Source organism: Saccharopolyspora sp. NPDC045839 (assembly GCF_056431645.1).
The window spans coordinates 15,804-42,154 of sequence record NZ_JBWKKH010000057.1; the positions used below are offsets into that span (position 1 = coordinate 15,804).

20 protein-coding genes are annotated in these 26,351 nt (G+C 71.3%); 10 read left to right on the plus strand and 10 right to left on the minus strand.

What is annotated here, in order from left to right:
- Positions 1-6: 6 nt before the first annotated feature.
- Positions 7-1,521, minus strand: coding sequence for a phage tail sheath family protein (locus AC07EQ_RS41615; RefSeq protein WP_478393297.1), 1,515 nt, complete (start codon positions 1,519-1,521; stop codon positions 7-9).
- Between the two features lie 241 nt (positions 1,522-1,762).
- Here AC07EQ_RS41615 and AC07EQ_RS41620 point away from each other — a divergent pair, with 241 nt between their 5' ends.
- Positions 1,763-2,383, plus strand: coding sequence for a hypothetical protein (locus AC07EQ_RS41620; protein ID WP_478393298.1), 621 nt, complete (start codon positions 1,763-1,765; stop codon positions 2,381-2,383).
- Entirely contained in the window at positions 2,380-2,652 is a 273-nt protein-coding gene (locus AC07EQ_RS41625) for a hypothetical protein (protein WP_478393299.1), read from the plus strand. The genes AC07EQ_RS41620 and AC07EQ_RS41625 overlap by 4 nt, the downstream gene beginning before the upstream one ends.
- Positions 2,653-2,687: 35 nt before the next feature.
- On the opposite strand, the gene AC07EQ_RS41630 is transcribed toward AC07EQ_RS41625, so the two are convergent.
- From AC07EQ_RS41630 to AC07EQ_RS41645, 4 genes are all read right to left on the minus strand, one after another.
- Positions 2,688-4,730 (minus strand): ATP-binding protein, encoded by a 2,043-nt coding sequence (locus AC07EQ_RS41630; protein ID WP_478393300.1) that lies wholly within the window; start codon positions 4,728-4,730, stop codon positions 2,688-2,690.
- On the minus strand, positions 4,727-5,422 hold the full coding sequence (locus tag AC07EQ_RS41635) for a Pvc16 family protein (protein WP_478393301.1): 696 nt from the start codon (positions 5,420-5,422) through the stop codon (positions 4,727-4,729). Before AC07EQ_RS41635 ends, AC07EQ_RS41630 begins: the two co-directional genes overlap by 4 nt.
- Before the next feature lie 4 nt (positions 5,423-5,426).
- The gene (locus AC07EQ_RS41640; protein ID WP_478393302.1) at positions 5,427-8,489 is read right to left on the minus strand and encodes a hypothetical protein; all 3,063 of its coding nucleotides are present in this window, start codon (positions 8,487-8,489) and stop codon (positions 5,427-5,429) included.
- A 131-nt stretch (positions 8,490-8,620) separates the two neighbouring features.
- A complete protein-coding gene (locus AC07EQ_RS41645; protein WP_478393303.1) occupies positions 8,621-9,244 on the minus strand; it encodes a helix-turn-helix transcriptional regulator in 624 nt (207 codons plus the stop codon).
- Positions 9,245-9,476: 232 nt separating this feature from the next.
- Between AC07EQ_RS41645 and AC07EQ_RS41650 the strand changes: the two genes are divergently transcribed.
- Complete coding sequence (locus AC07EQ_RS41650) at positions 9,477-10,760, plus strand: COG1470 family protein (RefSeq protein WP_478393304.1); 1,284 nt, start codon at positions 9,477-9,479, stop codon at positions 10,758-10,760.
- Between the two features lie 808 nt (positions 10,761-11,568).
- On the opposite strand, the gene AC07EQ_RS41655 is transcribed toward AC07EQ_RS41650, so the two are convergent.
- Positions 11,569-13,110, minus strand: coding sequence for a substrate-binding domain-containing protein (locus tag AC07EQ_RS41655; RefSeq protein ID WP_478393305.1), 1,542 nt, complete (start codon positions 13,108-13,110; stop codon positions 11,569-11,571).
- A 493-nt stretch (positions 13,111-13,603) separates the two neighbouring features.
- Between AC07EQ_RS41655 and AC07EQ_RS41660 the strand changes: the two genes are divergently transcribed.
- The gene (locus AC07EQ_RS41660) at positions 13,604-13,912 is read left to right on the plus strand and encodes a hypothetical protein (RefSeq protein WP_478393306.1); all 309 of its coding nucleotides are present in this window, start codon (positions 13,604-13,606) and stop codon (positions 13,910-13,912) included.
- 13 nt (positions 13,913-13,925) lie between these two features.
- Here the strand turns inward: AC07EQ_RS41660 and AC07EQ_RS41665 are convergent, their stop codons facing one another.
- Positions 13,926-14,282 carry a hypothetical protein gene (locus AC07EQ_RS41665; RefSeq protein ID WP_478393307.1) on the minus strand — a complete coding sequence of 119 codons (357 nt, stop codon included), beginning with the start codon at positions 14,280-14,282 and terminating at the stop codon, positions 13,926-13,928.
- Positions 14,283-14,497: 215 nt separating this feature from the next.
- Here AC07EQ_RS41665 and AC07EQ_RS41670 point away from each other — a divergent pair, with 215 nt between their 5' ends.
- On the plus strand, positions 14,498-15,520 hold the full coding sequence (locus AC07EQ_RS41670; RefSeq protein WP_478393308.1) for an alpha/beta fold hydrolase: 1,023 nt from the start codon (positions 14,498-14,500) through the stop codon (positions 15,518-15,520).
- A gap of 97 nt (positions 15,521-15,617) precedes the next feature.
- Entirely contained in the window at positions 15,618-15,998 is a 381-nt protein-coding gene (locus AC07EQ_RS41675; protein WP_478393309.1) for a MerR family transcriptional regulator, read from the plus strand.
- Here the strand turns inward: AC07EQ_RS41675 and AC07EQ_RS41680 are convergent, their stop codons facing one another.
- On the minus strand, positions 15,999-17,381 hold the full coding sequence (locus tag AC07EQ_RS41680) for an MFS transporter (RefSeq protein WP_478393310.1): 1,383 nt from the start codon (positions 17,379-17,381) through the stop codon (positions 15,999-16,001).
- A gap of 280 nt (positions 17,382-17,661) precedes the next feature.
- On the opposite strand from AC07EQ_RS41680, the gene AC07EQ_RS41685 reads away from it, so the two are divergent.
- Positions 17,662-18,477, plus strand: coding sequence for a lipase family protein (locus tag AC07EQ_RS41685; RefSeq protein ID WP_478393311.1), 816 nt, complete (start codon positions 17,662-17,664; stop codon positions 18,475-18,477).
- A 471-nt stretch (positions 18,478-18,948) separates the two neighbouring features.
- On the opposite strand, the gene AC07EQ_RS41690 is transcribed toward AC07EQ_RS41685, so the two are convergent.
- Positions 18,949-21,744 (minus strand): ATP-binding protein, encoded by a 2,796-nt coding sequence (locus AC07EQ_RS41690; RefSeq protein WP_478393312.1) that lies wholly within the window; start codon positions 21,742-21,744, stop codon positions 18,949-18,951.
- Positions 21,741-23,615 carry an HSP90 family protein gene (locus AC07EQ_RS41695; protein WP_478393313.1) on the minus strand — a complete coding sequence of 625 codons (1,875 nt, stop codon included), beginning with the start codon at positions 23,613-23,615 and terminating at the stop codon, positions 21,741-21,743. Before AC07EQ_RS41695 ends, AC07EQ_RS41690 begins: the two co-directional genes overlap by 4 nt.
- 738 nt (positions 23,616-24,353) lie before the next feature.
- Between AC07EQ_RS41695 and AC07EQ_RS41700 the strand changes: the two genes are divergently transcribed.
- The 3 genes from AC07EQ_RS41700 to AC07EQ_RS41710 all read left to right on the plus strand — a co-directional run bounded on the left by AC07EQ_RS41700 (position 24,354) and on the right by AC07EQ_RS41710 (position 26,262).
- Positions 24,354-24,500, plus strand: coding sequence for a hypothetical protein (locus tag AC07EQ_RS41700; protein WP_478393314.1), 147 nt, complete (start codon positions 24,354-24,356; stop codon positions 24,498-24,500).
- Between the two features lie 183 nt (positions 24,501-24,683).
- The gene (locus AC07EQ_RS41705; protein ID WP_478393315.1) at positions 24,684-24,857 is read left to right on the plus strand and encodes a hypothetical protein; all 174 of its coding nucleotides are present in this window, start codon (positions 24,684-24,686) and stop codon (positions 24,855-24,857) included.
- Positions 24,858-25,059: 202 nt separating this feature from the next.
- Positions 25,060-26,262, plus strand: a complete 1,203-nt coding sequence (locus AC07EQ_RS41710; RefSeq protein ID WP_478393316.1) for an MFS transporter — start codon at positions 25,060-25,062, stop codon at positions 26,260-26,262.
- Positions 26,263-26,351: the final 89 nt, after the last annotated feature.

The following is a 26,351-nucleotide window of genomic DNA, read 5'->3' on the forward strand; positions in this document are numbered from 1 at the left end:
TTGGGGCTATTCGCTGAGCAGGCTGGTGCTGTCCGAGAACTGGGAGAGCCGGAAGATCACGAACTCGGCGGGCTTGACCGGGGCGACGCCGATGTCGCACACGACCTGCCCCAGGTCGATCGACTCCTGCGGGTTGTTCTCCCGGTCGCACTTGACGAAGAACGCCTCCTCGGCGGTGCGGCCGAACAGCGCGCCGTCGCGCCAGGCCTCGTGCAGGAACGCGGAGATGTTGCGCCGGATGCTCGACCACAGCCGGTCGTCGTTCGGCTCGAAGACCACCCACTGGGTGCCGATCAGGATCGACTCCTCCAGGTAGTTGAACAGCCGGCGGACGTTGAGGTAGCGCCAGGCGGGATCCGAGGACAGCGTCCGGGCGCCCCAGATCCGGATGCCGCGCCCGGCGAACGCGCGGACGCAGTTCACGCCGATCGGGTTGAGCAGGTCCTGCTCGCCCTTGCTCAGGTTGATCTCCAGGTCCACCGCGCCGCGGATGACCTCGTTCGCCGGGGCCTTGTGCACGCCGCGCTCGGCGTCGCTGCGCGCCCACACGCCGGCGATGTGGCCGCTCGGCGGGACCAGTGTGTTGCGCCCGCTGGCGGGGTCGAAGACCTTGATCCACGGGTAGTACAGCGTCGCGTACCGCGAGTCGTAGCCCGCCTGGTCCATCCGCCAGTTCCGCACCTGCTGGGCGTTGAGGCCCGGGGGAGCGTCGAGCACCGCGACGCGGTCGCCCATCTGCTCGCAGTGCGAGATCGCCGCGAGCTGCACGGTCTTCACGCCTTCGGCGTCGATGAGGCCGCGCTGGTGGGCGCTCATCAGGTCGGGGACGGCGACCATGGTGATCTCGTCGATGGTCTCCAGGCCGCCGAAGCCGGTGCGGGCGGCGAGGTCCCCGACGTACTCCTGGGCGTCCACAGTGGCCGGTTTGGATTCGCGCGGCGGCGTCGCGGCGATCGTGACCGACTGGTTCTCCGGCCTGGTCAGGGCCGCGCTGGACCGCTCGGTGACCTCGATGAGCTTGGACCGCTCGCGGACCTGGGTGACCACGTAGCTCTTGACGTTCTTCTTGGTCGAGACGTCATAGGTCTCCGCGACCTTGCCGCCCTGGCCGACCAGCAGCCGGAACCGGTCCTCCGGCGGGTTCTCGCCCTCGGCGTCGGCGACCTCGACGGTGATGTCGGCGCCGGCGCCGGGCAGCGCCGAGATCCGCAGGCCGCCGAGTTCCACGGGCGTCGCCGGGGTTGCGTCGGGCGCCGCAGCGGGCCCGCCGATGCGGACGACGTAGGCGGTGCCGCCGCCGTTGGCGAAGTAGCCGTAGACGGCGTGTGCGAGGTAGCCGTCGTCGAAGCCGCCGAAGGTCTGCACGTACTGGCTCCAGTTCGTCACCAGCGTCGGCTGGTGGAACGGCCCCTGAGGTGCGAAGCCTACGAAAGCGGCGACGGCCGTCCCGACCCCTTCGATCGGTCTGGCCCCGTTCTGGACCTCCTCGACGTACACGCCAGGGGACAGGTACGACGGCATGTGCGCTCCTTCGTCTGAGGTGTGGCGTGCCCAGAGCCTCGCGCCCGGCGGCGCGAGCGAACAGGTCCGCCCGACCCCCACCGAGGGCAACACGACTGCCTTCCCGGGCAACCAGGCCCTGCCTTCCCGGTCTCGTCGGCCGGGAAACCGGGTTTCTGCCCCAAGGTGTGCCCTTCTGGACATTTCCCGACAGCGCTGGTCGCGGTACCAGTGCTGATCAGGTACGTCGTGAGGAGGTCTCATGCGCAAGCGACACGGCGACGATGAGACGGAATCGCGGGTGCGGACATCGCAGACTCGGTCGGCAGGTTCTGACGTCCCCGCACTGCAGGCGAGCGTTGTTCCACAGCCCGCTGCGGACATCCTGCATCTGCAACGAACCGTGGGAAATGCCGCAGTTGGACGGATGATCGCCGACGCTCGGCATGCACGTGGTGCGTCGGAGGAGGCGCAGAGGTCAGACGGGGGCTTCGGGGCAACCCAGGTACTTCCCCCTGCCCGTGCGTTGGAAAGTTCGGTGGGTAAGCGCAAACGTGCGGAGCCGACGGAACCGGCCAGGCGTTCGAGTCGGCTGAAGGTCGAGCAGGACTACGACATCAACAAGCCAATCCTGGAATTTACCTCTTTCTACAATGGTCCGCGGGAGCAAAGGCTTGAAGAGAAGCAGGGTTTCAGCTTTTATCAGGTGGCCAAACTGCGCAAGCCGGCTGGTGCGCCGCGGTCGGCCGATCATTATTACGACTTCCGGCAGCAGGTGCGGGACGAGTATGTGAGGAAGCCTCGGGGGCGAAGAAGCTGGACGCTTCCTTCGTGCAGGATGGTCCTTACCGGCCGAACTACGGCAAGGGTAAAAATCCGATGATCGATAACAACCCTGATGGGATCACCTTTCGCGACGAGCCCGGCTTTTCCGGGGATCGGAAGATCGACGGCGGTTCTTGGTTGAGCTCGTATCGGGTGTTCTTTCGTTGGAGCGTCAAGCGCAAGGATACCGGTAGCGAATGGATCAGCCCCGAGGTCGAGCACTCTTTGGAAGCGCCGTACGACGAGGGCAAGGACGTCACTGTTCTGCACAGCGGCCCGCACGACGAAAGGTGGGAGGTGGACCTTTCTGGGCCGGCGGAATCTTGACGATGGGTGGTCTTTGGGGATTGGCTTCCCGTCGCCTAGTTTCCGAATTCCGATTCCAGCACCAGCCTTCCCAGCTTGCCGTACTCCTGGCGCACCGCCGTGATCAGCTCCGCCATGCCCACCGGCCGGTCGGCTTCCGCCGCCAGGTAGGCCGCCGTGATGGCGCAGGAGCGGATCGAGCCCCCCGTGAGCTCGAAGCGCTCCGCGCAGAAGGCCAGGTCCAGGTCTTCGGCTCGGGGGATCGCGGCTCCGAGGCAGCGGTCCCAGAGGGCTTGGCGCTCGTCCGGGCCCGGCATGGGGAAGTCGGCGATCACGTCCAGGCGCCGGGTGAACGCTTCGTCCAGGTTCGCCCGGAGATTCGTCGTGAGGATCGCGATGCCGTCGAAGGTTTCCATGCGCTGCAACAGGAATGCCGACTCGACGTTGGCGTAGCGGTCGTGGGCGTCCTTGACCTGGGAGCGCTTGCCGAAGATGGCGTCCGCCTCGTCGAACAGCAGCACCCCGTTCACGCCGACCGCCTCGGCGAAGATCCGCTCCAGGTTCTTCTCCGTCTCGCCGACGTACTTGTCGACCACTGTGGACAGATCCACCACGTAGAGGTCCATCCCGAGGCCGGCCGCGACCACTTCCGCCGACATCGTCTTGCCGGTGCCGGATTCGCCCGCGAACAACGCGATCACGCCGCGCCCGCGGCCGCCACCGGGTCGCATCCGCCAGTCGCCGAGGACGAGGTCCCGGTGCCGGGCGCGCATCGACAGCTCGGCCAGGTGGCGGTGGGTCGGCTCGGGCAGCACCAGGTCGTCCCAGTCGACCGCCGGCGTGATGCGCCGGGCGAGGCGTTCCAGGCCCGCGCCGTTCTGGGCGCGCACGCCCGCCCGCAGATCCTCAAGACCCACCGGGCGGGCGTCGAGCGCGGCGAGCTGGGTCGCCACCGATGCCGCCCGGCCGACCTGGTCGGCGTCCAACCGGTAGCCGGCGAGGGCATCGACCAGCGCGCTTTCGGGCACCGCTGCGGCGTCACCGGCCGCCGCGAGGGCCTGCCGCCAGGTCCGCGCCCGTTGCTCCGGTTTCGGTGCCGCAACGTGGATCGACACCGGAGCCTGCCGCGACCAGGCCGGGTCCCAGTTGCGGGAACCGTGCAGGAACAGCGGAACTCCCGCCGCCGACGCGACGATCGCCCGCAGCAATCGGACCTGCTCGCGTTCCAACGCTTCCAGCGGCCCGAACACGATCCCGGCGCGGTGCAGCCGCGCTTCCCGCACCAGCGCGGGCAGGACGGGCTCCGGTTCACCGGCCAGCTCCCCGGCGTCCAGGACGAGCGCGCGACGACCGCTGACGGCCAGGGCGTCCGTCGCGACCTGCAGCGCGCCCTCCGCCCCGGTGAGGTGGACGAGCCGGATCCCGCTGTCCAGCGCTGCGCCGATCCGCTTGGCCAGCACGTCGGGCGAGCGCGGACCGGCATGGGCGAAGTGGGCAAGGCGCGCGACGTGGGGGTCGATGTCGTCGTTGCCGAGCAGGTGCGCCACGACCCGGTCGGGAACCCGGAGCGTCCGCGACAGCGCCGGACGCTCCGGCTCCTGCACCTCCAGCAGGCCGCCGGCGACCAGCGGCGCGCCCAGGGCGAACCGGAACCGCCCGTCGCCCGCCGCGGGCACCCCGCACAGTTCCAGCGCCAGCCCGGTCGTCGGCCGCCGCCGGGTCACGTCGTCGTTGAGGTAGCCGTAGAGCGGTTCGAAGCGGACGTCGACATCGGGCGCGATCGCCACCAGCAGCAGCTCCAGATCCAGTGGCGCGAGGCCGAAATCCGCGGCGAGGCGCAGCAACCTCGGCCCGGGGTCGGGCACGGCCGCCGCGAGCGAGTCGAGCTCGGCGGCCGCGGGATCGTCGTCGCGGGTCGCGGCCCAGGACTTCGCCGGAGAGGCGAGGATGCGATCGACGTCGTCCGGGGTGACGTAGAGCCCGCGGTAGGGATCGTCCGGTTGCGGGTCGGCGGCCCGCCGCGCCGCCACGACCTCGCGGACGCGCCGCTCGATCAGCCCGAGGCGGGCCCAGAGGTAGTTCAGGTCCGGCCCGGTCACGAGATCATGCCCCGCCGCCGCCGCTTCGGCTCCGGGCGCGGCCGGGTCGGGGCGAAGCCGGCGCCTTCCGCCGTGGTCGGCCCGTCGTAGCGCAACCGCCGGGCGGACTCGTTCACCGGATCACCCGAGCGTTCCGCGTGCAGGACAACGCCTTCGGTGACCGGCGGCCCGGCCGGGATCCGCTCGCCGGCCAGCGGCGCCGTCACCCGCAGGTTGATCGACGGCTTGAGCTGCCCGCCGAGCGCCGACCACACGTCGGAGGCCGACCGGCCCTCCGCCATCGTCCCGCCGGCCTCGAACGGCACGGTCAGCCCGAGCTCGGCCAGCGTCCCGGTCAGCCACTGCGGCGCCAGCGCGTCGTGGCGCACCAGGCAGCGCAGCACGTCGGAGAGCAGCCGGTGCTCGTCCTGCGGGCGGTTCGTCCACGCCGTCACCAGGTAGGAGAGCTGGAACCAGTGCGGCGGGCTCTGCCAGCCGATCGTCTTCCCGTCGTCGTCGTACTGCTCGAACGCGCCCGCGCGCCGGAGGTCCGGTTCCTCCCTGATGTCGTAGAGGAAGACGCTGACCGTGGGCGAGTTGCGCTTCGCCGCCCAGTCCGTCGTGGGCGGCTCGAAGGCGAGCTCCACGCCCGAGCCCGGCACGCCCCCATCGGCCAGCAGCAGGCGCAGGCCCTCGTCCACCTCGTGGATCACCCGATCACCTCCGCCCGACCATGTCCGGCGGCGCGATCGTGGGATCCACCACCAGGAACCGCGTCGTGACGGGGCCGAATCCCGGGCCCGACGCGGTGATGGTGCGCGGCCCGGTCCGGTCCTTGGGCAGGATCAGCAGCTGCGCGGCGAACCTGCCGTCCGGGCCGGGCAGCGTCGGTGCCGCGGCGGCGGTGATGCCGGGCGTCCACAGCAGCCGCACCGGGGCTCCCGGCGGGAAGTCGATGCCCCGGACGGAGGTCACGAAGCCGGGTTCGCCGATGTTCGGCACCGCCACGATCCGGGGCTGCAGCACGCGGTACGGGGTGGTCGCGGCGTTGTCGGCCGGGTTGGCGTCCGTCCCGGTGGTCCGCAGCGTTGCGCCGATCACCGCCTCCAGCGCCGCGTTCGGCGCCAGCACCACCTGCTTGGTGACGACTCCCCCGGGAGGCAGATCCGGCAGGGCGCACCGCACGGCCGAGCAATCCGGCGGCAGGCTGATCACCGGGACACCGGGCGGCAACGCGATGTCCAGGGCCAGGCCCGTCGCCGTGCCGGCAGCGGTGTTGCGCGCGGTGTAGGTCACCTCGGTCCGACCGCCCACATAGGACGGATTCGGCCGGGCTTCCACCGCCACGGCGGGATTGGCGTCCGGCGGTGGCGGGGGATCCGGCAGCACCGGTACCACCGGCACGACCGTCGTCGCGGTGTTGTCGTCGGGCCGGGAGTCCTGCATCGAGCTGCCCGCCGTCCAGCGGAGCCGGTGGTTCCCGGCGGTCACGCCGACGAGTTCCGCGGTGACCTGGATGGACGTCCCCGGCTGCACCACGTCGAGATCGCATCGCGCCTGCTCGGCGTCGCAGCTGCCCGCTTGCGCCCGGAGCCGTTGCAGCCGCAGCCCGTCCGGCACGTCGAGGGTCACCGTCGTGCCCGGTGAGGAGGCCGGGCCGTTGTTGCGCACGGTGGCCGTGACCGGCACCGACGACCCGGCCTCGACGGTCGCCGACGACGGGGGAGCGGTCAGCGCCAGGTCGATGGTCGCCTGCCAGGTCGGTTCCTTCTGCCGCCCGGGGAGGCGGCCGGTGATCGGGGTCAGCCGGCCCTTCGTCGCGTCCAGGACCGCCAGGTGTTCCGGCGGGTTGAAGTCCTTGACCGGGCGCTCGGACACCACGATCTGCTCGCCGTCGGGCGCCAGGCTGGCGTCCCGGGGCTGGAACGGACCGGTGTCCCCGCCGTCGGGCCGGTCCGCGCAGCTCGGCAGCCCCTTCGGCAGCAGCACCTCGCAGCGGTCGTCGGCCAGGTATATCCGGTACAACCCGTCGGGCTCGCGGTTGAACACGATGCTGCGCCCGTCCGGTGCGAACGCCGGGCTGTCGTCGACCACGTCGCACAGGCAGACGAGCTCGCTCAGGTCGCGTTGCCGGTCGAGGCCTTCGGCGCGGGCGATCCAGATGTGGTTCTTCCGCTTGTCCGTGTCGGCGACCCTGCCCCGGCTGAACGCGAACTGCTTGCCGTCCGGCGAGAACGCGGGCTGGGTGTCGTCCTCCTCCGCGTTCGCGCCCTGCAGGCGCCCGGTGACCTCGCCGGTGGCGACGTTCACGACGACGATCCGGCTCCGGCCGCGGCCTTCCTCCATCGCCCCGGGCGACCTGCGGGCCACGGCGATCTTCGTGCCGTCCGGCGACCACGCGGCGTCGGTCTCCCAGTCGCCGGACTTGCGGTCGGCGATGGGCAGCAGCCGCGGATCGGAACCGTCGGCGCCGACGATCCAGATCCGCTGGACGCGCTGCCCGCCGACGGTCTCGAACCGGCTGACCGCGATCTTGCTGCCGTCCGGGGAATAGCTCTGCCGCTGCGTCCACGGGTCGAAGCCCGGGTCCGGTTCGAAGAGCTTCCGGGAGTCGACGAGCGCCTGGGGGTCCTCGGTGAGCACGTCGACCCCCAGGCTTCGCGGATCCGACCCGTCCTGCCGGATGTCCTGCAGCATCGCGGTGTTCCGGAGCTCCGCGGTCGTGCGGGCCACCACGAGGCGCCCGGTGACCCCGTCGGAGAGCCAGGTGGGGGAGTCGACCAGCCGGTCCTCCTCCAGCATCTGCCGGGGCGCGGGCGCGGGCAGCGTCGCGGTGTCGGCCCGGTAGACCCGGTCGATGCCGTCGGCCGCGGTGGCGTAGCCGCCCCCGACCTGCTGCGGGTTGGGGCTGACGAACAGCAACCCGTCGCCGTTCGGCAGCCAGCTGGGCTCCCGGCTCTGCCAGCCGTCTTGGAGCAGCGGCGTGCCGGTACCGGTGCCCCGGAGCACGCGCACGCTCTGATCGGAGGCGTCGCCGATGTTGCCGTCCCGGTCGAAGGTGTAGCCGATCCGGTCCCGGTGCCCGGCGTCGTCGACCGGGTTCCACGAGGGCTGGAACGCGCTGCCGGACGGCTCGTCGGTCAGCCGCCGCAGGGAACCCCCGCCGGAGGCCTGGTCGTAGATCTGCCACCGGCCGCCGGCATCGCAGGCGTAGGCGATGCGGGAACCGTCCGGCGAGAAGGTGGGATGCGTGTCGTTGTCGGCGGTCTCGGCGAGCCGGTGGGCATCGGTGCCGTCGACGCGCACCAGCCAGATGTCGCGCTGCGTCTGCTGCCCCGACGTCTCGGCCGAGTCGAACGCCACCCACTGCAGATCCGGCGAGAGCCGCGGATTCGCGGCGTCGCGGCCCCGGGTGAGCCGCCGCACCTCGCCATCGGCGCCCCGCAGGTACACCTGCGGCTTGGACTCGTCGCGCAGGCTGGTGAACACCAGCAGCCCGCCGCGCGAGGACACGTCCCGGTCGAAGTGCTGCGGGGATTCGGCCAGCAGCGGCTGCGTCGACGTCTGCCCGGGCAGCCCGGTGGTGGTGACGCCCAGGCTGCGGTGCTCGGTGCCCGAGTAGGCGATGCGGGCCGGCGGCTGCTCGGCGGCCGGCCGGGGCGGCGCCTGCGCCGCGGTGGTCGGAACGCTGATCAGCCCGTCCAGCAACAGCACGACGCCGACCAGGGCGATCCCGAAACGCGTTGAGCCGCGCCGGAATCCTGGCACGCTGGCGATCACGGTTGACCTCCACCACAGGCGACCGGTACCCCGGCATCCTGTCCCGGCACCCGGCCCGGCTCCCAGATCCCGACAGGCAGGCGAGCGGGCAGGGCTCCGGCACTTTCGGGCAACGCCCGGCGGGCGGCGGGTCAGATCAGGCCGTGCCGCATGACGTAGCCGACGGCGTGCGCCCGGTTGCGCAGCTGCAGGCGCGTGGTGACCTCCTGGAGGATGTTCTTCACGGTGCGCTCGGAGTAGGACATCTTGACGGCGATCTCCCTGGTGTCGAAGCCGTCGGCGATCAGGCGGAGAACCTCCACCTCGCGCGTGTTCAGCGTCGACAGGATCGGCCGGACCGCGGCGGCGGCGCTGCGCTGGAGCTGCCCGACGTGGTCGAGCAGCCGGCCGAGCATGTCGCCGGGCAGCATGCCCTCGCCGCGGACCAGCGCCGTGATCAGCCCGACCATGCGGTCCTGGTCCGCTTCGCGGCGCCGCAGGACGGCCGCCACCCCGCATTCGATGGTGGTTTGCAGCGCGTCCTGCTCGAACTCGCTGACGATGAGGCCGGTGCGCACCGACGACGTCCGCTGCAGCCGGCGGAGCAGCTGCCCGGCCGCGTCGTCCAGCCGGTCGATCACGACCAGCGACACCTCGGCCCGGGCTTCTTCGCTCGGTCTCAGCACTTCCACCTCGGGGCGCGGGCGCAACTGCTGGGTGACGCCGAACTCCAGAATGGGATCCCCTGCGTAGACCGCCACCGGGACTCTCGTCATCGTGTCCTCTCCCTAGAACCGGGTCCTGTCGCTGCGTGTTCTCGGTGAGTCCTGCTCGATGCGCCCACGGCACCGCCGCCGGGCGGACTTCGGATGGTGCCGGATCAGGCCTGCGGCGCGGGACCGCCGCTCGTGAGGGCAGCGCGGCGCCGTTGCCGCGGGCAGCCGCCTTGCCCCCGCACTGCCCTCACCGCCCTGCTCGAAACCGCACGGGCCGCCTAGCTTTTCTGAGGTGAGCCCTTTTGCCGAACTCGAAAGCGCCACGGTGGTGGTGAATCCGGGCGGGGAGGCGACCACGACCCTCACCGTGCGCAACGACACCGAGATCGTCGAGGCGTACGAGTTCGAGGTGGTCGGCGAATGCGCGGCCTGGACGACGGTGGAACCGACGCGGCTGTCGCTCTACCCGGGAACCCAGGACGTGGTGACCCTGCACCTGCGCCCACCCCGGTCGCCGGAGGTGCGGGCCGGCGAGGTGCCGCTGGCCGTGCGGGTCGTGCCCGTGGAGCGGCCCGACCTGGTGACCGTGCCCGAGACGACGGTGATCATCACCCCGTTCCACCGGCTCAAGGCCGCGCTCGTCCCGCAGCGGCGCCGCGCCTGGCGGACCGGCCGGTACGAGGTGGAACTGCACAACCGGGGCAACACGGCCGCGGCGATACCGCTGTCGGCGACCGATCCGGCCGAGCAGCTGAACTTCCGGTTCGAGTCGGATCGCCCCGCGCTCGAACCCGGTGAGCGGGCCGAGGTCCGGCTGCGCGCGCGGTCGAGGAGACTCATCTGGTTCGGCAAGCCGGCCGGCCACCGGTTCCTGATCACGGCCGCGACCGAGGCGGCGGTGCTGGAGGGGGAGCCGCCGCAGCCGGAGGAGCTGGACGGCGAGCTGGTCCAGCTCCCGCTGCTGCCGCGGTGGCTGCTCACCCTGCTGGCGTTGCTGCTGGCCCTGCTGCTGGCCTGGCTCTTCATGGTGGGCCCGGCGCTGCGGAGCGCGGCGCGGGAGGCAGCCAGGGAGGAGGCGAAGCAGATGGCGCAGAACGGCGAACTCGTGCCGCCGCCACCCGCCGAACCGCCCAAACCCCCGGACGCCGGGCAACAACCGCCGCCCCCGCCGCCCCCGCCGCCGCCACCGGACGTTCCGGGAGTTCCGCCGGGCAACGGCGGGCAGCATTCGATGACCATCGAGGTGGGCACCGACCCCGGCGCCAACCTCTCGCGTTCCGCGCAGGTCCCGGAGGGCAAGGTCTTCTTCGTGACCGACCTCGTGCTGGCCAACTACCAGGGCGACGAGGGCCTGCTCACCATCCGCTTCGGCGACCGGACGATCACCACGATCGCGCTGGAGACCTTCCGGAACCAGGACTACCACTGGGTGACGCCGATCGAGATCCCGGCCGGCGAGGACGTCACCGCGACCGTGCGCTGCGCCAGGCCCGGCACGCCGCCGTCCGGTCAGCAGGCAGGGCGGTGCGTGGAACTGCTCAACGTCAGCGGTGTGCTCCGCGACGCGCCTCGATGATCCGCCCCAGTAATCGCTATTCGGCATCTGCTCCCCTAGCATGCCCGTTTCGCCCATCAACTCATAGCGCCGTTCCGCCAGGAAACCACGAAACTGTGCGGAAAACCACGAAGATCGATATGCGGGAAAACATCGCAACCTTCCCGGTTTCGGCGGGTGGAGTGATTTCCGGGGGCGACAGATCCGCCATCCGGGGGTGGTGGGGTGGGCTGTTCAGTGGCGGCCGGGAGGCATGTTCCGAGTCCGGGTCGTGCGGATCGCCTGCCCGGTATTCCCAGGTCGGATCCGGGCAGGGCGGTTCGGTTTAGTCCTGGACAATCCCGGAAGCGCGAACGCAATGCGGCATCGGTGTGATGTTTCACCCGGCAGTCCACAGTGGACTAAAAGCGAACGGCGCAGGAGATCGTCCTCCGTCCGCCGCACTCGCTCAGATGAGCAAATTCGCAATGATGAAGTGCGCATTTCGCCGTCTGTGGAAATCGTGGATGCGCCCGGTCTCAGGGCGGAATTCCGCGATAGGCTGCCCCCAGGGCACGCTTCCGCGAAGCGGTTTCATTAATTCTTAACGCATTTCACACTTCGTTTCCGCGTCGCCGGATGGTTGCGAATCCGCGCGAAAAACGCCCGATCGGCGGCATCGGTGTACCAAGGCGGCGAGGGCTCGCCGCATCGCGCGACGCTCCGGCCGGGGCGTCGGCGACGGGAATCCTCCTGGTGCGCGGGCTGAATCTGCCCTGGGGGCCGAGCCGCGAGACTTGGACGTGCACGTGCCACTGGACGAATCACGCCGCCGCGGGTCGACGGGCGGTCACTCGGGGCGGCACAGCACCGGGTTCGCCAGTTCCACGCACGGGCGGTTGCCGTAGGCGCGGATGATGTCGCTGCCCACCTGGTTCGTCAGGTAGCGCCGGAAGCTGGCGGCCAGGGAGGTCGGCGCGGGTTCGCCGAAGGTGTAGGCGTACTCCGTCTGCCAGAACGGATAGGCGCCGTGATCGGCCGCTTCCAGGCCGGCTTCGTGGCCGTCGATGCGGACCTCGCGCAGCTCCGCTCGGCGGTTCTCGGCGGCCCGGAGCTCGCTGTAGCCGATGGCTCCGGGGGTGTTGGCCACGGTGTCCAGCAGGCTGCGGGTCTCGGTGCGTCGGCAGCGGAGGACGCTGCCGCGCAGGCTCTCGTTCCTGGGCTCCACGCAGTCGTCGGAGTTCTCGCCGGGCTCCACGTCCCCGCCGAGGAGCCGCTCCTCCAGGGTGGCGCGGGTGCCCGACAGGGCTTCCCGGTCGACGACGCGCACCGGCACGTCGTTGCCGCCCACGGCCCGCCAGTTGGCGACCCGGCCGCTGAAGACGTCCCGGATCTGCGCCGGCTTGAGGTCCTGGACGCCGGCATCCGGGTTGATGACGATCGTGAACAGCAGGAACGCCACGGGCTGCGGCAGCAGCTCCGGCAGCCGGTCGCCCTTGGGGCCGTCGGAGAACGCCAGCACCTCGGGCGATCGCGTGCTGTTGAGCAGCTCGAGGCCCTGGGCGCTGCTGCGCATCTCCCACTTGAAGTTGGCCCCCGGGCAGGACTTCGCGTACTCGGCGGCGGCCTCCCGGAGCACGGGTTCGAAGGCCGTCGAGCCAGTGATGGTGAGGTCCCCGGCGGCGCAGTCCAGCCGGGCCTCGTTCTTGGTGAGGTCGATGATGAACGGCTCGACGAGGCTGACCATCAGCAGGAAGCACACCAGCGCCACCACCCACCGGGGCGTTCCGGTCTGGCTCTTGGTCTCGTGCACCTTCCCGCTGCCCACGCCGCCGCTGATGGTGCCGACGACCTCGGGATCCGGGATCCCGCCGCCGTCGTCCCCCGCGCGTTCCAGGACGACCAGGACCTTGTAGTGCGCGGAGCTGTTCAGCTTGACCTTGGGCAGCTCGACGAGCCCGACCGTCCGGTCGGCCTCCTCGACGTCCGACATGCCCAGCCCTGGCGCCTTGGCGTCGAAGTACGTCGCCAGCGACGGGTCGCTGAGCTCGGTGACGACGACGCCGGCGACCCGGCGGCCGGGGAACCTGACGCGGATGCCCACGGAGGTGTCCTCGGGGAAGCCGTAGTCGCCCTCGGCGATGTTGGTGGTGCCGGTGTTCTCGATGCGCAGCAGGACGAACGACGGGTCGACCAACCGCCCGCCGTCGGCCCGCTCCAGCCGCCGCCACGCGCCCGCGTAGAGGGCGCTGACATCGGTGGGCGTGGTGTCCATCTGCACCCGGTAGCCGAGCCGCTTGCGGCCGACGAACGCGAATTCCCACAGGAAGGCGATGATGGGGACCAGCGCACCGACCATGGCGAGCGCCAGTTCCCAGGGAAATCCGTCCACGACCGCCTCCGCAGGCACAGGCAACGAACCGAGATCGTCAACGTAGTGAGCCCGCGGCGGCGGCCGGCCTCACTTACCGGCCAATTTCCCCGCAATTCACCGATCGTTCCGCATCGTGGCCGACCCCCGGTCGCACGCACCCCCAGGGCGCGCGATCGGCCGGGGTCGGCACTGCCGGTCGAGGGCGCGGGCCGACCAGGATGAAAAACGCTCGGTGATTCGGGACATGCCCACTCCCCGGATTCCGCCGGCACTCGCGGCTGGATCTGCGCAACCCTTGCACGGCGGCCCCGGGAGAGGTCCCGACCGGGATCCGAGTTCGTCGTGCGCCGTTGGGCAAAGTCCGCTCGGTCGGGTGGCTGGACCTTGGCACGCTGGGGGAATGCGTTCTGCGGGTGCCTCGGGAGCACCGGTGGCGGACTGCGGGCGCGCTGCCCGGGTTTGGCGAATGCGGTAGTACTCGGCCTGACACCGAACATCAGGGAGAGAGCGCATGACAGCTGCGGACGTGCCCTTCTCGATGTATCCGCGGACCACCGCAGTGCCCATGCGGGATCTGCTGCGGCGCTGCGCTATCACCCACGACCACGCCGAACGGGCCGCCCTGCTGGAGCGGCTGGCGGACGAGCTGGACCGGGCCACCCGGGACGTCCTCGCGGGCCGGCCGGCCGAGGAGTGCGACCGGCGCGAGCTGGCCGCCAGCCTGCGCGGGCAGGCCGGCATGGTCCGGTTCTTCGCCGACCTGGAACGCCGCGACCGGGCCAGGCAGGCGTTCGACTCCGCGCGGCCGCGGGCGCGATGACCGCGGCGCGGGGTCAGCGGAGGTCGAGCGACGGCCAGAACGGCCCGGACTGGATGACCCGGTGCGGGGCGCCGGGTTCGCCGGGTGCGGGGAGGCTGCGCAGGGCCTCGACGGCGGCGGCCAACGTGCCCGAATGCCGCCAGACGACCCCACCGCGCCGGTCCGGCGAGTCGACGAGCAGCCGGACCGCGAGGGCCTCGTGGCGATCGGCGATCCACAACGCGTCGCTGTGCTCCGGCCAGTTCAGCACCCCGAACAGCCACTCCCGGCGCCCGGCCGCGCCGGTCAGGCTCCAGAAGGTCCACAGGGACAGCCCGAGCAGGACCGCCAGCTCCGGGTAGAGCTGCAGGGCTTCGTCGATTCCGGTCACGAACCGGCATCCTTCGCGAAGTTCGCTCGGCGGCGTGGCAGGCCGGATGGCGCGTCGGCCGCTGCCGCCCTTCTGGGGGACGTGCGGAGGTCGCCGATCGTGCGCGGCCGGGCGCCTCCGGCGAGCGGACCTACATTGGTGGGCAGCCCGCCGGACGACCTCCGTGCCCGCTCGAACCGCCCGGCGGGACCACCCTGGGTGACGAGGAGGCCGCGATGGACTACGAAGTGTTCGACCTCGGCGACGTCCGGCTGCAGCGCGGTGCCACGCTGCGCGACGCGAAGCTGGCGTACAAGACCTACGGCGAGCTCAACGCCGCCAAGGACAACGCGATCGTCTACCCGACCTGGTACTCGGGGCAGCACTACAACAACGAATGGCTCATCGGCGAAGGCATGGCCCTCGACCCGTCGCGGTACTTCGTGATCATCCCGAACATGCTGGGCAACGGCCTGTCGTCGTCGCCCAGCAACACCCCGGAACCGCACGACCGGGCGCGGTTCCCGGACGTGACGATGCACGACAACGTCCGCCTCCAGCACCGCCTGGTGACCGAGCGGTTCGGCATCGAACGGCTGGAGCTGGTCACCGGGTGGTCCATGGGCGCCGGCCAGACCTACCAGTGGGCGCTGAGCTACCCGGAGATGGTGCGGCGCATCCTGCCGTTCTGCGGCTCGGCGAAGACCAGCCCGCACAACTTCGTCTTCCTCGAAGGCGTCAAGGCCGCGCTCACCGCGGACGCGCAGTGGCACCACGGCTGGTACCGGGAGCAGCCGGTGACCGGGCTGCGGGCGATGGCCCGGGTCTACGCGGGATGGGGTTTCTGCCAGCAGTTCTACCGCGAGCGGATCTACTCGCGGGAGCCGCTCGGCTACGGCTCGCTGGAGGACTTCCTGGTCGGGTTCTGGGAAGGCCTGTTCCTCAAGCGGGACGCGAACAACCTGCTGACCATGTTGTGGACCTGGCAGCACGCGGACCTCGGCGGCACCCCCGGGTACGCCGGTGTCGAGGACGCGCTCGCGGGCATCCGGGCGACGACGATCATCATGCCCGGCGAGCAGGACCTGTACTTCCCGCCGGAGGACAACGAATGGGAGCAGGCCCGCATCCCCGGGGCGGAGCTGCGGGTCATCCCCGGTGCCTGGGGGCACTTCGCCGGCGGCGGCCTCAACCCGGTGGACACCGCGTTCATCGACGACGCGCTCAAGGAGCTGCTCGGCCGGGAAGCCCCGTTCTAGTCACCGTCCGAAGTGGATAGTCGCGGTTCGTGGTTTCGATTGAAACTGCGAACAGACCAGAGGTGGGTGCCGTTCGGTGCCGGATAGAATCAGCGCAGTGAGCGCCCTGACCCCGATCCGCGTGGTCGCCGACCACTTCGACCTGGCGATCTCGACGTTGCACTACTGGGAACGGCGCGGCCTGATCAGCCCGCAGCGGCGGGGCGGGCAGCGTTGCTACGACGCCGATCAGCTCTACCGGATCGCGCTGATCAAGCTGTGGCGCACGACCGGGCTGATGAGCATCGACGAGATCGCGGCCATGCTCGACGCGGAATCCGGTTGGCAGGACACCGTTCCCGCCCGGATCGCGGAGATCGAGCGGCAGCAGGCGGCGCTGGACGCGGCGCGGGCGTACCTGAACCACCTGCTCGGCTGCCGGCACGAGTCCGGCCCCGACCGGTGCCCGCGCTTCCGCGCCGCCGTCGACCTGCCGTGATCAGCGGCGCGGCATGGCCAGCGCCGCGACGCCCGCGGCGGCCGCCAGGCAGGCGGCGGAGGCGGTGAACGCGACCGCGTAGCCGTGCGCGAGCGCTTCCGCACCCGGTTCCCACGCGATGGCGGCCGTCAGCGCGGTCAGCGCCGACAGCCCGATCGCGCCGCTGGTCTGCCGGACGGTGTTGAGGAGCCCGGCCGCTAGGCCGTTGTGGCGGGGCGGCACGCCGCCGGTGGCGGAGATGGTGATCGGGGTGAACGCGGCGGCGGTCCCGAATCCCAGCAGGATCCCCGGCAGCAGCACCGACGAGAGGTACGAGGCGTGCACGCCGATCAGCGCCGCCACCCCGGCGAAACCGGCGCCGCCGAGCAGGCAGCACAGCACGGCCGCGCGGCGGGCGCCCAGCTGCATCGACAGTGCTCCGGCGGTCTGCGCGCCGCAGAACATCGCGAATCCGATCGGCAGGTAGGCGAGGCCTGCTCGCAGCGGCGAATAGCCTTGCACGTCCTGCAAGTACAGCGACAGCAGCACGGGACTGGCGAAGAAACCCAGGCCCAGCAAGAACATCACCAGGTTCCCGCTGCTGACCGAACGCAGCCGGAACACCTCCAGCGGCAGCAGTGGGTCTGCCGCCCACTTCGCCTGGTGCAGCAGGAAAATCCCGAGCAGTGCGAGGCCGCCGAACAACGGCGGCAGGGCATCCTGGACGGAGGGCTGCATCACCGCGTACACCAGCGCGCCCAAGCCCGCCGTCGCCAGAACCGCGCCGATCACGTCGAGCCGTGCCCGGGCTCCGGCGGCCGCCCGGCCCGGCAGCACCGCGACGGCGGCCGCGACGGCCAGCACGCCGACCGGGACGCTGACGAAGAACACCCAGCGCCACCCGGCCCACTGCGTCAGCACGCCGCCGATGACCGGGCCGGACGCGGCCCCGACCGCGCCCACGGCGCTCCAGGTGCCCAGTGCGCGGGCCCGCCTGCCGGGCTCGGTGAAGGTCGTGGTCAGCAGGGACAGCGTCACCGGCATCAGCAGCGCCCCGCCGAGGCCCTGCGCCGCCCGCGCGACGAGCAGCTGCTCGGCCGACCCGGCCAGCCCGCCGGCCAGCCGGGCGGCCGTGAACAGGCCCACTCCCAGCACGAACATCGCGCGCTGCCCGAAGAGATCCGCCAACCGCCCACCGAGCAGCAGGAATCCGGCGAAGACCAGCGTGTAGGCGTTGACCACCCAGGACAGCGCGGCCGGACCGAACGCCAGTTCCGCGCGAATGGCGGGCAGCGCGACGGACACGATCGTGGCGTCGAGGACGACCACGAACGAGCCGGCGCAGGCCAGCGCGAGCACCACAGCGGGCGCGGCGACCTTCGGCGGCGAGGACTGCGCGTGCATGTTTTCCCTTCTCCTGCTGGAAGAACCGATGCCGCCGGCACACCTTCGGGCCGGGTGGGGCGGCGGAGGGCAGCATGCTGGCTCAACCCGGGTTGAGTGCAAGCCCGGGCCCGCGAATGCGTCGTACTTTCGGGCTTTTCCGGACGTGTCGCTGAACCGGGCCACAGGGGCCATCCCTTCCAGTGACCAGGCACATGAGCGCCGCCATCCCTTGCCATAGTCGCGCTTGGCGCCCCGGCGCCGACCCGGCGAGAACTGCGACTTCTCATGGAGGCCAACGATGACGGTGCTCGAATTCGACCACGCGGTGACCGGCTACCGGCTGCAGCACGCGTACTGGCTGGCCAAGGCGGCGAAGCTCGCCTACGACAACGAGGCGACGATCCGGGAGACCACGCGGGAGTGGGGCTTCGACCGGTGCGAGTACTTCCACGCCGAGCTCGACGAGTCGTTCCCCATCGAGGACACGCAGGCCTTCGCGGCGGGCAGCGACAAGATGGTCGTCGTCGCCTTCCGGGGCACCGAGCCCAAGAAGATCAAGGACTGGCTGTCCGACACCAACACCCTGGCCGCTCCCGGCCCCGCCGGCAAGGGGCTCGTGCACCTGGGCTTCAGCCGCGCGCTGGACTCGATCTACCCGCAGGTGCGGGAGGCGGTGCAGCGGCTCCGGGACAACGACCAGAGCCTGTGGTTCACCGGGCACAGCCTGGGTGGAGCGCTGGCCATGCTCGCCTCCGCCCGGATCTTCTTCGAAGACCCGCAGCTGCTCCCGGACGGCGTTTACACCTTCGGGCAGCCGCGCACCTGCGACCGCCTGCTGGCCACTCCGTACAACCAGGCGCTCGCCGAGCGGGTGTTCCGGTTCGTCAACAACAACGACGTCGTCCCGCAGCTCCCGCCGGAGCCCGTGTTCCACCACGTCGAGGACGTCCGGTACTTCGACAGCCGCGGGAAGCTGCACGAGAAGATCACCTTCACCGCCGGGTTGACCGACAAGGTCAAGGGGTTCACCGGCGACGCGTTCGCGCCCGCTGCCGACGGGATCCGCGACCACATGATCGACCGGTACGTCGAGCTGATCCAGAAGAACCTCTGACAGGCCCGAGCACGCCCGCACCTGCCCGCAGGTGCGGGCGTTCTTCGCGCAGATCGCCATGCCCGTCGCCGAGCTGATCCTGACCGGAGCAGAACCGTACACAGTGGACCGAGAGCGGTGCCTTGCTCCGCCGCTGCGGTGGGGTGGTACCGCACGTCGATGGCCGATGCCGGGTCGCTCGCGCCGACCCGGTGGAGCCGGATCGGCGCGCCGCCCGGGTTGTCGTGCAGCCGGACGCCGTCGCCGAGCAGGACCGGCGCGATGTGCAGGTCGATCTCGTCGATCAGCCCAGCCAGGCGAACACCACGTCATCGTCGGCGGCCGTCGCGGTCGAGCCTGCCTTGATGTAGAGCACTGTCAGCACGACGCCGGGCAACAGCATCATCGACGCGCTGATCCTCATGACCCCATCCTCTCGGCGCAGGCCGGTTCCGGCCCGCGACCGTTTACTGTGGACAGAGCATCGGTGGATCACTCTCTGCGGCCCAGTTCCGCGAGGTATTCAGCCCGCTGTTCGGTCAGGCGCTCGACCAGGGCGGGCGCCTCGGCCCGCTCGATGGCCGAGGTGTAGCAGGCGAGCGCCTCGTCCGCGCGACCCTGGCCGCGCAGGATCTGAGCGGCCAGGAACTCGCTGTTCGCGCCCGCGTTCGCGTCGCCGCTCGCGGCGTACCCGTCCGCTGCCGCCAAGGCACACTGGACCGCCTCGTCGTGGCGTTCCGCACCGGCGAGCTCGCGCGCCTTGGAGTCGGTGGCGTCGGCCGCGAGCCAGGCCTCGCCCGCGGCGTTCGCCTCGGCGATCACCGCCTCGAAGTCCGCGATGGCCGACTCGTCGTCCAGGTTCGCCTTGGCCAGCCCGCGCTCGTTGAGCATCCGCAGCGCCGACTGGCCGTCCCCGGCGGCGCGCGCCCGTTCCAGCACGGCGTCGATCACCTCGATGGCCTCGTCGTCGCGGAACTGCACCAGCATCCGCGCCAGCTGCGTCGCCAGGCCCACCTGCAGCGGCAGGTGCTCGGCCTCGACGGCGTGCCCGAGCCCCCGCTGGAACGCGCCGTAGGCGACGCCCGGCTGGTTGCCGCGCAGGGCCGCGACGCCCAGGCCCAGCATGGTCTCGCCGAGCGCGACCGGCGGCGCCCCGGACTCGGACTCACCGCGGTAGACCTCGTCGATCACCTCGATCGCCTCGTCGGCCTGGTCCGACCAGGTCAGGTACTGCCCGAGCCGGAACTTCTCGGCGAAGGCGCCGGTGATCCCGGCGGACTCGGCCTGCCGCAGCGCGAACCGCATGCGGGCCGCGGCCTCGGCGTCGCGGCCCAGGTCCGAAAGCAGTTGTGCGCTCAGGCCGGCGGCGTTGAGCACCAGCCGGGCACCGCCGATGGCCACCTGCAGGGACAGCGCCTCCTCGGCCGCCTGCAGGGCCTCGTCGAGCCGGCCCTGGGTGGCCAGCGCCTGCGCCTTCATCCGCAGCCCGGCCTGGCGCGTCTGCCTGCCGATCCCGGCGTCCCGGAGCAGGTCGTCGATGGAACCTGTGGCCTCCCCGAACCGCTGCGCCATCAGCAGCAGGAACGTGCGGTGCAGCACGGCGTGGTTGCGCAGCTGCCGCTCGGCGATGGTCGGCTCCGCCACCGGCACGAGCAGGGCCGCCGCTTCCTGCGCGTCGCGCAGTGCTTCGTCGACGCGCTCCTCGGTGCCGAGCACGTCCGCCCGGGTCGCGAGCAGATCGGCCAGGACGTCCCGGCCGGCGCGGGCGCGGGCGTCCTCGATCGCGGCGTCGAACGCGGGCAGGTCGGCCGCGGTCGCGGTGCCGTACAGGGCGAGACTGACCTGGTCCTCGACGTCGGCGTAGTCATCCCGGCCGAGCTCGCGCAGCGCCTTCCCGCGGTCGGCGAGCGCGTTTGCGGCCTGCTCGTGCTGATCCCTCGCGACCAGGGCTTGCACCGCGACGCGGTAGGCGTCCGCGGCGACTTCCCGCCCACCTGCGGCGAGAGCGCGCTCGACGGCGTCCATGACCCCGTCGTGATCTCCGGTCGCGGCGCGCTCACCGGCCCGCCGCAGCCAGTCCTCGGCCGTGGTCGGTTCGGTCGTGGTGACCTCGGCTGCCACGACCGGCGTGTAGGTGCTCGACTCCAGCGGCAGGTCGTAGCGCTCGTCGGCGAGCGCCCGGGACCGGGCCACCTGCCGGGTGTGGAAGTCGTTGCCGTTGCGGGCATCGAACGCCGCCGCCAGCCGGTCGGCCGTCGCCCAGAACGTGGCGCCCAGCTCCGACGCCGTCCAGGGGCCGGCGTGGTCGCCCAGCAGCGGCGCCAGCACCGGGTCGTCGGAGTGCCGCACCGGCGTCGAACCCTGACCGGCCCGGGTGATCGCGTCGAGCAGCACGGCCGCGGCGCACGACCCGGCGAACTTCTGCCGGTCGTTCATCGGGTCCACCATCAGGTCGCGGATGTGCCGCTCCAGCAAGGCCAATCCGCGTGCCTCGTTGCCCGTGATCGCGCAGAAGACCCAGTGCCGGGCGATCATCGCGATGTTGTCCGGGTTGCCGCGCGCGGCCCGGTAGCCGCGCATGTGCGCGGCGGCGGCGTCCTCGCCACGTCCCAGCCTCAGCAGCGGCAGCAGCGAATCGGCCTCGTTGCCCTCCGGTTCCTCGCCGCAGCCGAGCTGCTGCTCCTGGATCTCGTCGAACAGCGCCACGGCGGCCGCGTCGTCGCCGATGGTCTGCTGGTAGTCCGCGAACTCGCTGCGCGCGCAGGCCTCGCAGTGCGAGTATTCGTCCCTGGGCAGGGCTTCCAGCTCCAGGCGGAACCGCTCGGCGTCCGCCAGCCGACCCGTCTCCACGGACGAGGAGAACAGCGACTGCACCACGCCGGAGCGGCCGGCGCCGGCCTCGGTGTAGCGGCGGTCCATGTCGGCGAGCACGGCCTCCAGCTGCGCCGAGGAGAACTGCAGGCTGCCGGTCACCGTGGAGGCCATCCACTTGAAGTACCAGAGCAGGTCCCAGGAATCGGCGGCGCCGGTGAGCTCCGAGGGGAACCGGACCGGGTCCGAGTCGAACTTGCCCAGACACCAGGCGAAGGCGGCGAGCATGCCGTCGGTGTCGCCGGTCATCTTCGCCGAGGTCACCAGGCGCATCCGCGCCGCGTAGGCGAGTTCCTCGTGCCCGGCCTCCTCGGACAGCGCGATGGCCTGGTCGAGCAGCGCGCGCTCCGGCGCGCCGTACGGCGTCTGGTCGGCCTCTTCGAGCAGGCCGGTGATGGTCTTGGCGGCGTCGCTCATGCCAGGTCGCTTTCGAATCCGATGGACAGGTGGACGAGATCGGTCATCGTCGTCGTGAGCAGACGGCGATCGCGGGCGGACAGCGGGCGGTGGCCGGCGAGCATCGCCTGCAGGTAGACCAGTTGCACCGAGCGGGAGAACACCGCCTCGTCGCGGACGTCCGCGAGCTGCCGCACCAGCGGGTTGGACCAGTTCAGGCACAGCCGGGCCGTCGCGTCCGCGCCGCGCACGGCCGCGTGCCTGGCCATGAACGCGTCCGCGTCGGAGACCAGGCCGGCCCACAGGGTGGGGGCGACGTCGGTGGCCTTGGAGCGCTCGATGTGCCGCAGCACCTCCGGATCCGCCACGTACAGCGCGGGCAGGTCCACCGGCGCGAACATGCGCACCGCCGCCTCCGCCCCGGAGTCCGCGAGCACCGCGGTGGCGCGATCCTCCAGCGCGACGACGAATTCCCGGTCCGCCAGCGGCGGCGGGTTGAGATTGTCCAGCTCGGCGGTGACGCTGACCCGCTCCAGCGCCAGGCCCGGGGTGAGCTCCACCAGCTGCCGCAGCAGGTCGGCGTCGAAGGCGTACCCGGCGTTCACGATGGGCGCGTCCGCCGGGATCACGGCCGCGATCTGGCGGAACTCGTCGACGGTCTCGGTGTAGCGCACCCGGGGCGTGAGGGCGGCGTAGTCGGTGACCTTCATGGTGCCCGCGCTGGTCTCGACCGTGAGCCAGGAGAACAGGATCCGGGCCAGGTCGGCGTCGTGCACGGCCAGCGCCTTCATGCCCTGCTGGTGCACGCCCATCACCTGGCCGAACAGGTGCGGGTCGGTGCGGGCGGTGCCGAGCAGCCAGCGGCGCAGCTGGGCGCCCAGCTCCGTGCGGGTGTGCTCCAGGTCGTCGCCGCCCACGAACGATTCCCGGGACGCCGTCGGCTTCAGGTCGGTCGTGTCCAGCACGCACCGCACGAAGAAACCCCAGTCGGGCAGCAGGTCGTCCACCCGCTCGCTCAGCAGCATCCGGCCCAGGTACACGCGGTTCGCCTGGTTCCCGCCGGGCGGCGGCGCGTACGGCAGCACGAACGCCACGCCCCGGGTACCCGTGCCGGGCGCCTCGACGGGGAACGCGGCGAGCGGTTTCGCGCCGACGATCTCGATGCCGAGCTCCAGCACCTGCTCGGGGTGGGCGTGCGGGTTCAGGAACACCGGCGCGCGGGTGGTGGTGTCCCGGGTGCCGTCCGGCGCGGCGACCTCCACCGGGTGCGGCAGGTACTGGCCGAACCGGGTGGCCAGGGCGCGAACCCGGGCCGCGGAGAGCATCTCGGCCTCGTCCGGGCGCGGGGTCAGGCGCACCGTGGTGCCGATCGGCAGCGCGTCGGTCTGGTCCTCGGGCAGCTCGCGGATGTGGAAGGTGCCCTCCGCGTGCCCGACCCACTCGATGGCGCGGCCGCCGCGCGCGGACCGGCTGAGCACGGTGATGTGGTCGGACACCATGAAGCAGGAGAGCAGGCCGATGCCGAACTGGCCCAGGTAGTCCTCCCGGCGCAGGTTCAGCACCTCGTCGCGCTTCGAGGAGCGGCCCACGGTGGCGAGCAGATCGGTGGCCTCGGCCGCGGTCAGCCCGATCCCGTTGTCGGTGAAGGTGAAGTCGGGCCGGCCCGCGGCGGCGGGCATGATCCGCATCCGCCCCTCGGGGGCCGCCGGGTCCAGCCGCCGGCGGGCCTCGATCGCGTCGCGCCCGTTCTGCAGCAGCTCCCGCAGGAACACCTGCGGGCTGGAGTAGATGTGCCTGCTGAGCAGGTCCACCACGCCGCGCAGGTCCACCTGGAACGGGCGCGCGGGTACCTGCTCCGCCGGGTTCCCGGGCTCGGGTGCGGTGGTGGGCATGGCGGAACTTCCTTTCGCGGTGCGCCCGCTGGTGGGGGCGCGGGTTCGGGCCGCGCGGTGGGCGGCGGGACCGTGCCGGAGGTTGCGATCGGGGCGCGCGCGGCACCCCGGTCACGGCCGAGTCTCCGTTGGCGGGAGGGAAAGCCGATGCGCTGGGCCGCTTCGCGTCCCCGGCGGCCTCGTGCGGTTCAGATATACCACCTGCCGCCGACGATTCCGGCGCTCGGTCGCGACCGGCGGTGGTGATCTGAGCCCTTCGGCCGTCCGGAATCCGTGCGGTGTAGGCAGAAATACCCACAGGGAACCGGTGACCGGGAAGAGCGGTCAAGGCGCGGACGGCACTCGCCGCGATGGCAGCGGATTTCGCGGAGTCCTCTTCGGACTGTTGCGACGGCACGTCAGGATCATCCTGTGCGGACGGCGAAATCGAGCACGAACAGTTCACCTTCCGTCCGGGGAATGGTCAACCTCGTCGAACCGCATGCCGAGCAGCCGGCCGAGAAACTTCCGTTCGGTAATTTATGACAGGCGGCATAGTACATGCGAACGGGTGAACGGCGGCGTCCCCGAGGGGGTTTGGGCCTGCCGGTATGATCCCGATCTTGTTCTGGGGCGGGGCGACGGCTGGGGATTCTTATGCTGCAGGGCCTGGGCATCAGCGACCCGGGAGAGCAGATCTACCGGCTGCTTCACCGACGAGCTCTCCACGTCGTGGGCCTTCACCGACGCGGAGAGAAGATGGCCGCGATCCACGCGATCGACAAGCAACTCGCGCGGGGCGACCGGCAGCTCCTGCTGCTGGACATGTCGGAGGAGTGGCCGAAGGCCGCCGTCGCCACGGGAAACGTGGACACGGCCGACCACGTCGCGGTGCAGATCCCCTGATGAACTCGACGGTCGGCGGCACCCTGGAGCTCAAGCAGGGCGAGATGACCCGGCTGCACGACGAAGGCAAGTCGGTGGCCGGCGTGACCTGGATCGGACACGACTCGCCGAATATGCCGGAGTCGCTCTGCGACCGTCTCCCTGCACGGCAAGTTCGACTTCAACAACGACATCGTCGAAGCCATGGGCAGCCTCTTCCGCACCGGGGAGCTCGACGGCGCGACGGAACTGTCCACCGACGCCCGAGGCAAGAACCAGCCGGCCAATGGACACTCTGCCTATCTCGACGCGGGCACCACGAGCTACGAGAACATCAAGAAGATCGTGACTGGAGAACAGGACGACGTGGTCGAATGAGCTACCTGACCGAGCGCGGTGACCGCATTCCACCTCCTTCACCCGGACCAGCTCGTCCAGCGGGCGAGCAGGGAACCCGATGCAGTCGGTGGGTGTCGCTGAAGCGAGCACCTCTGCCGGCGAGCAGCGGGCCGGGTTCCAGCGGCGTGGCGGTCGAGGCTTCGTCGCGCGGCGTGCCCGCGCTTCCGGTCGGTGGTGCGCTGTGAACGCCGATCAGACGTTGAGCAGCGGGCGGACTCCGGTCGGTGCGGTGCTGCGTTCTCGTCATGTTCCGCGCCTGCTGTCGGCGTCGTTGATCGGTCGGCTGCCGACCGGCATGGCGCCGCTTGCGATCCTGCTCACCGTTCGCGGCGGCGGCGGTGACTACCGCTTGGCGGGCTTCCTGATCGCGCTCTACGCGGCGAGCGCCGCGGTGTGCGGGCCGGTGATGGGCCGGCTGATCGACCGGACGCGCCAGGCCCCGGCGCTGTTGGTGAGCGCTTCGGTGTCGGCCGCCGCGCTCCTGGTGCTGGCCTTCGCGGATCCGGTGCGCAGCCCGGCGATCGGCGCGATCGCGGCCGTCGTCGCCGGCGCGGCCACACCGCAGCTCGAACCGTGCCTGCGGGTGCTGTGGGAGCACGTGGTGGCCGGCGAGCGGAACGTCAGGGCCGCGTTCTCCCTGGACGCGGCGACGCAGGAGCTCATCTTCGTCACCGGCCCGCTGGTGGTGCTCGGCGCGATCGCCGTCGCGGGCCCCGCCGCAGGTCTGGTTTCCGCCGCGGTGCTGGGCTTTTCCGGTGCTGCCTGGTTCGCGACCGCCCGCCCGGCCCGGGCGTGGCGCGGCACGCGGGTGGAACGCCACTGGGCCGGGCCGCTGCGCGGTGCGGGAGTGCTCCGGCTCTTCGCGGTGCTGGTCTGCGTGGGGGTCACGATCGGAGTTTTCACCGTCGGCATCACCGGATACGCCGAGGCGGAGGGAAGTTCCGCCCACGCGGGCTGGCTGATCGCGCTGAACGCGGCTGGGGCGCTGGCGGGCGGGATCGGGTACACCGCCGTGCGCGCGGCGCACCGCGAAGACCGCCGGCTGCTCGTGCTGCTGGCGTTGCTCGCCGCTGGGTACCTGCCGCTGGTGCTCACGCCCGGCATCGCGTTGATGTTCCCGCTGGCCTTCCTCAGCGGATGCGCGCTGCCCGCCGTGCTGGCGTCGGCGTTCGCGCTCATCGCCCGGATGGCGCCGGACGGGACGCTGACCGAGGCGCACGCCTGGATGATCACCTCGTTCGGGGTCGGCAACGCGATCGGTTCGGCGCTGGCCGGGACGCTGCTCGACGTCGCCTCCGCCCGGTCCGCGTTCGTGCTGGCCACCGCCACCGCGGCGGCGTCGGCGCTGATGGCCGTCCCCAGATTGATCCGCAATTTCCATTGAGGTGATCTCAGTGGGTTTTGGTGTGTTCGTGGTGGGTGAGGGTGAGTGCGGCGCGGACGATCGTGGTGATTTTGCGTGGGCTGGCGGTG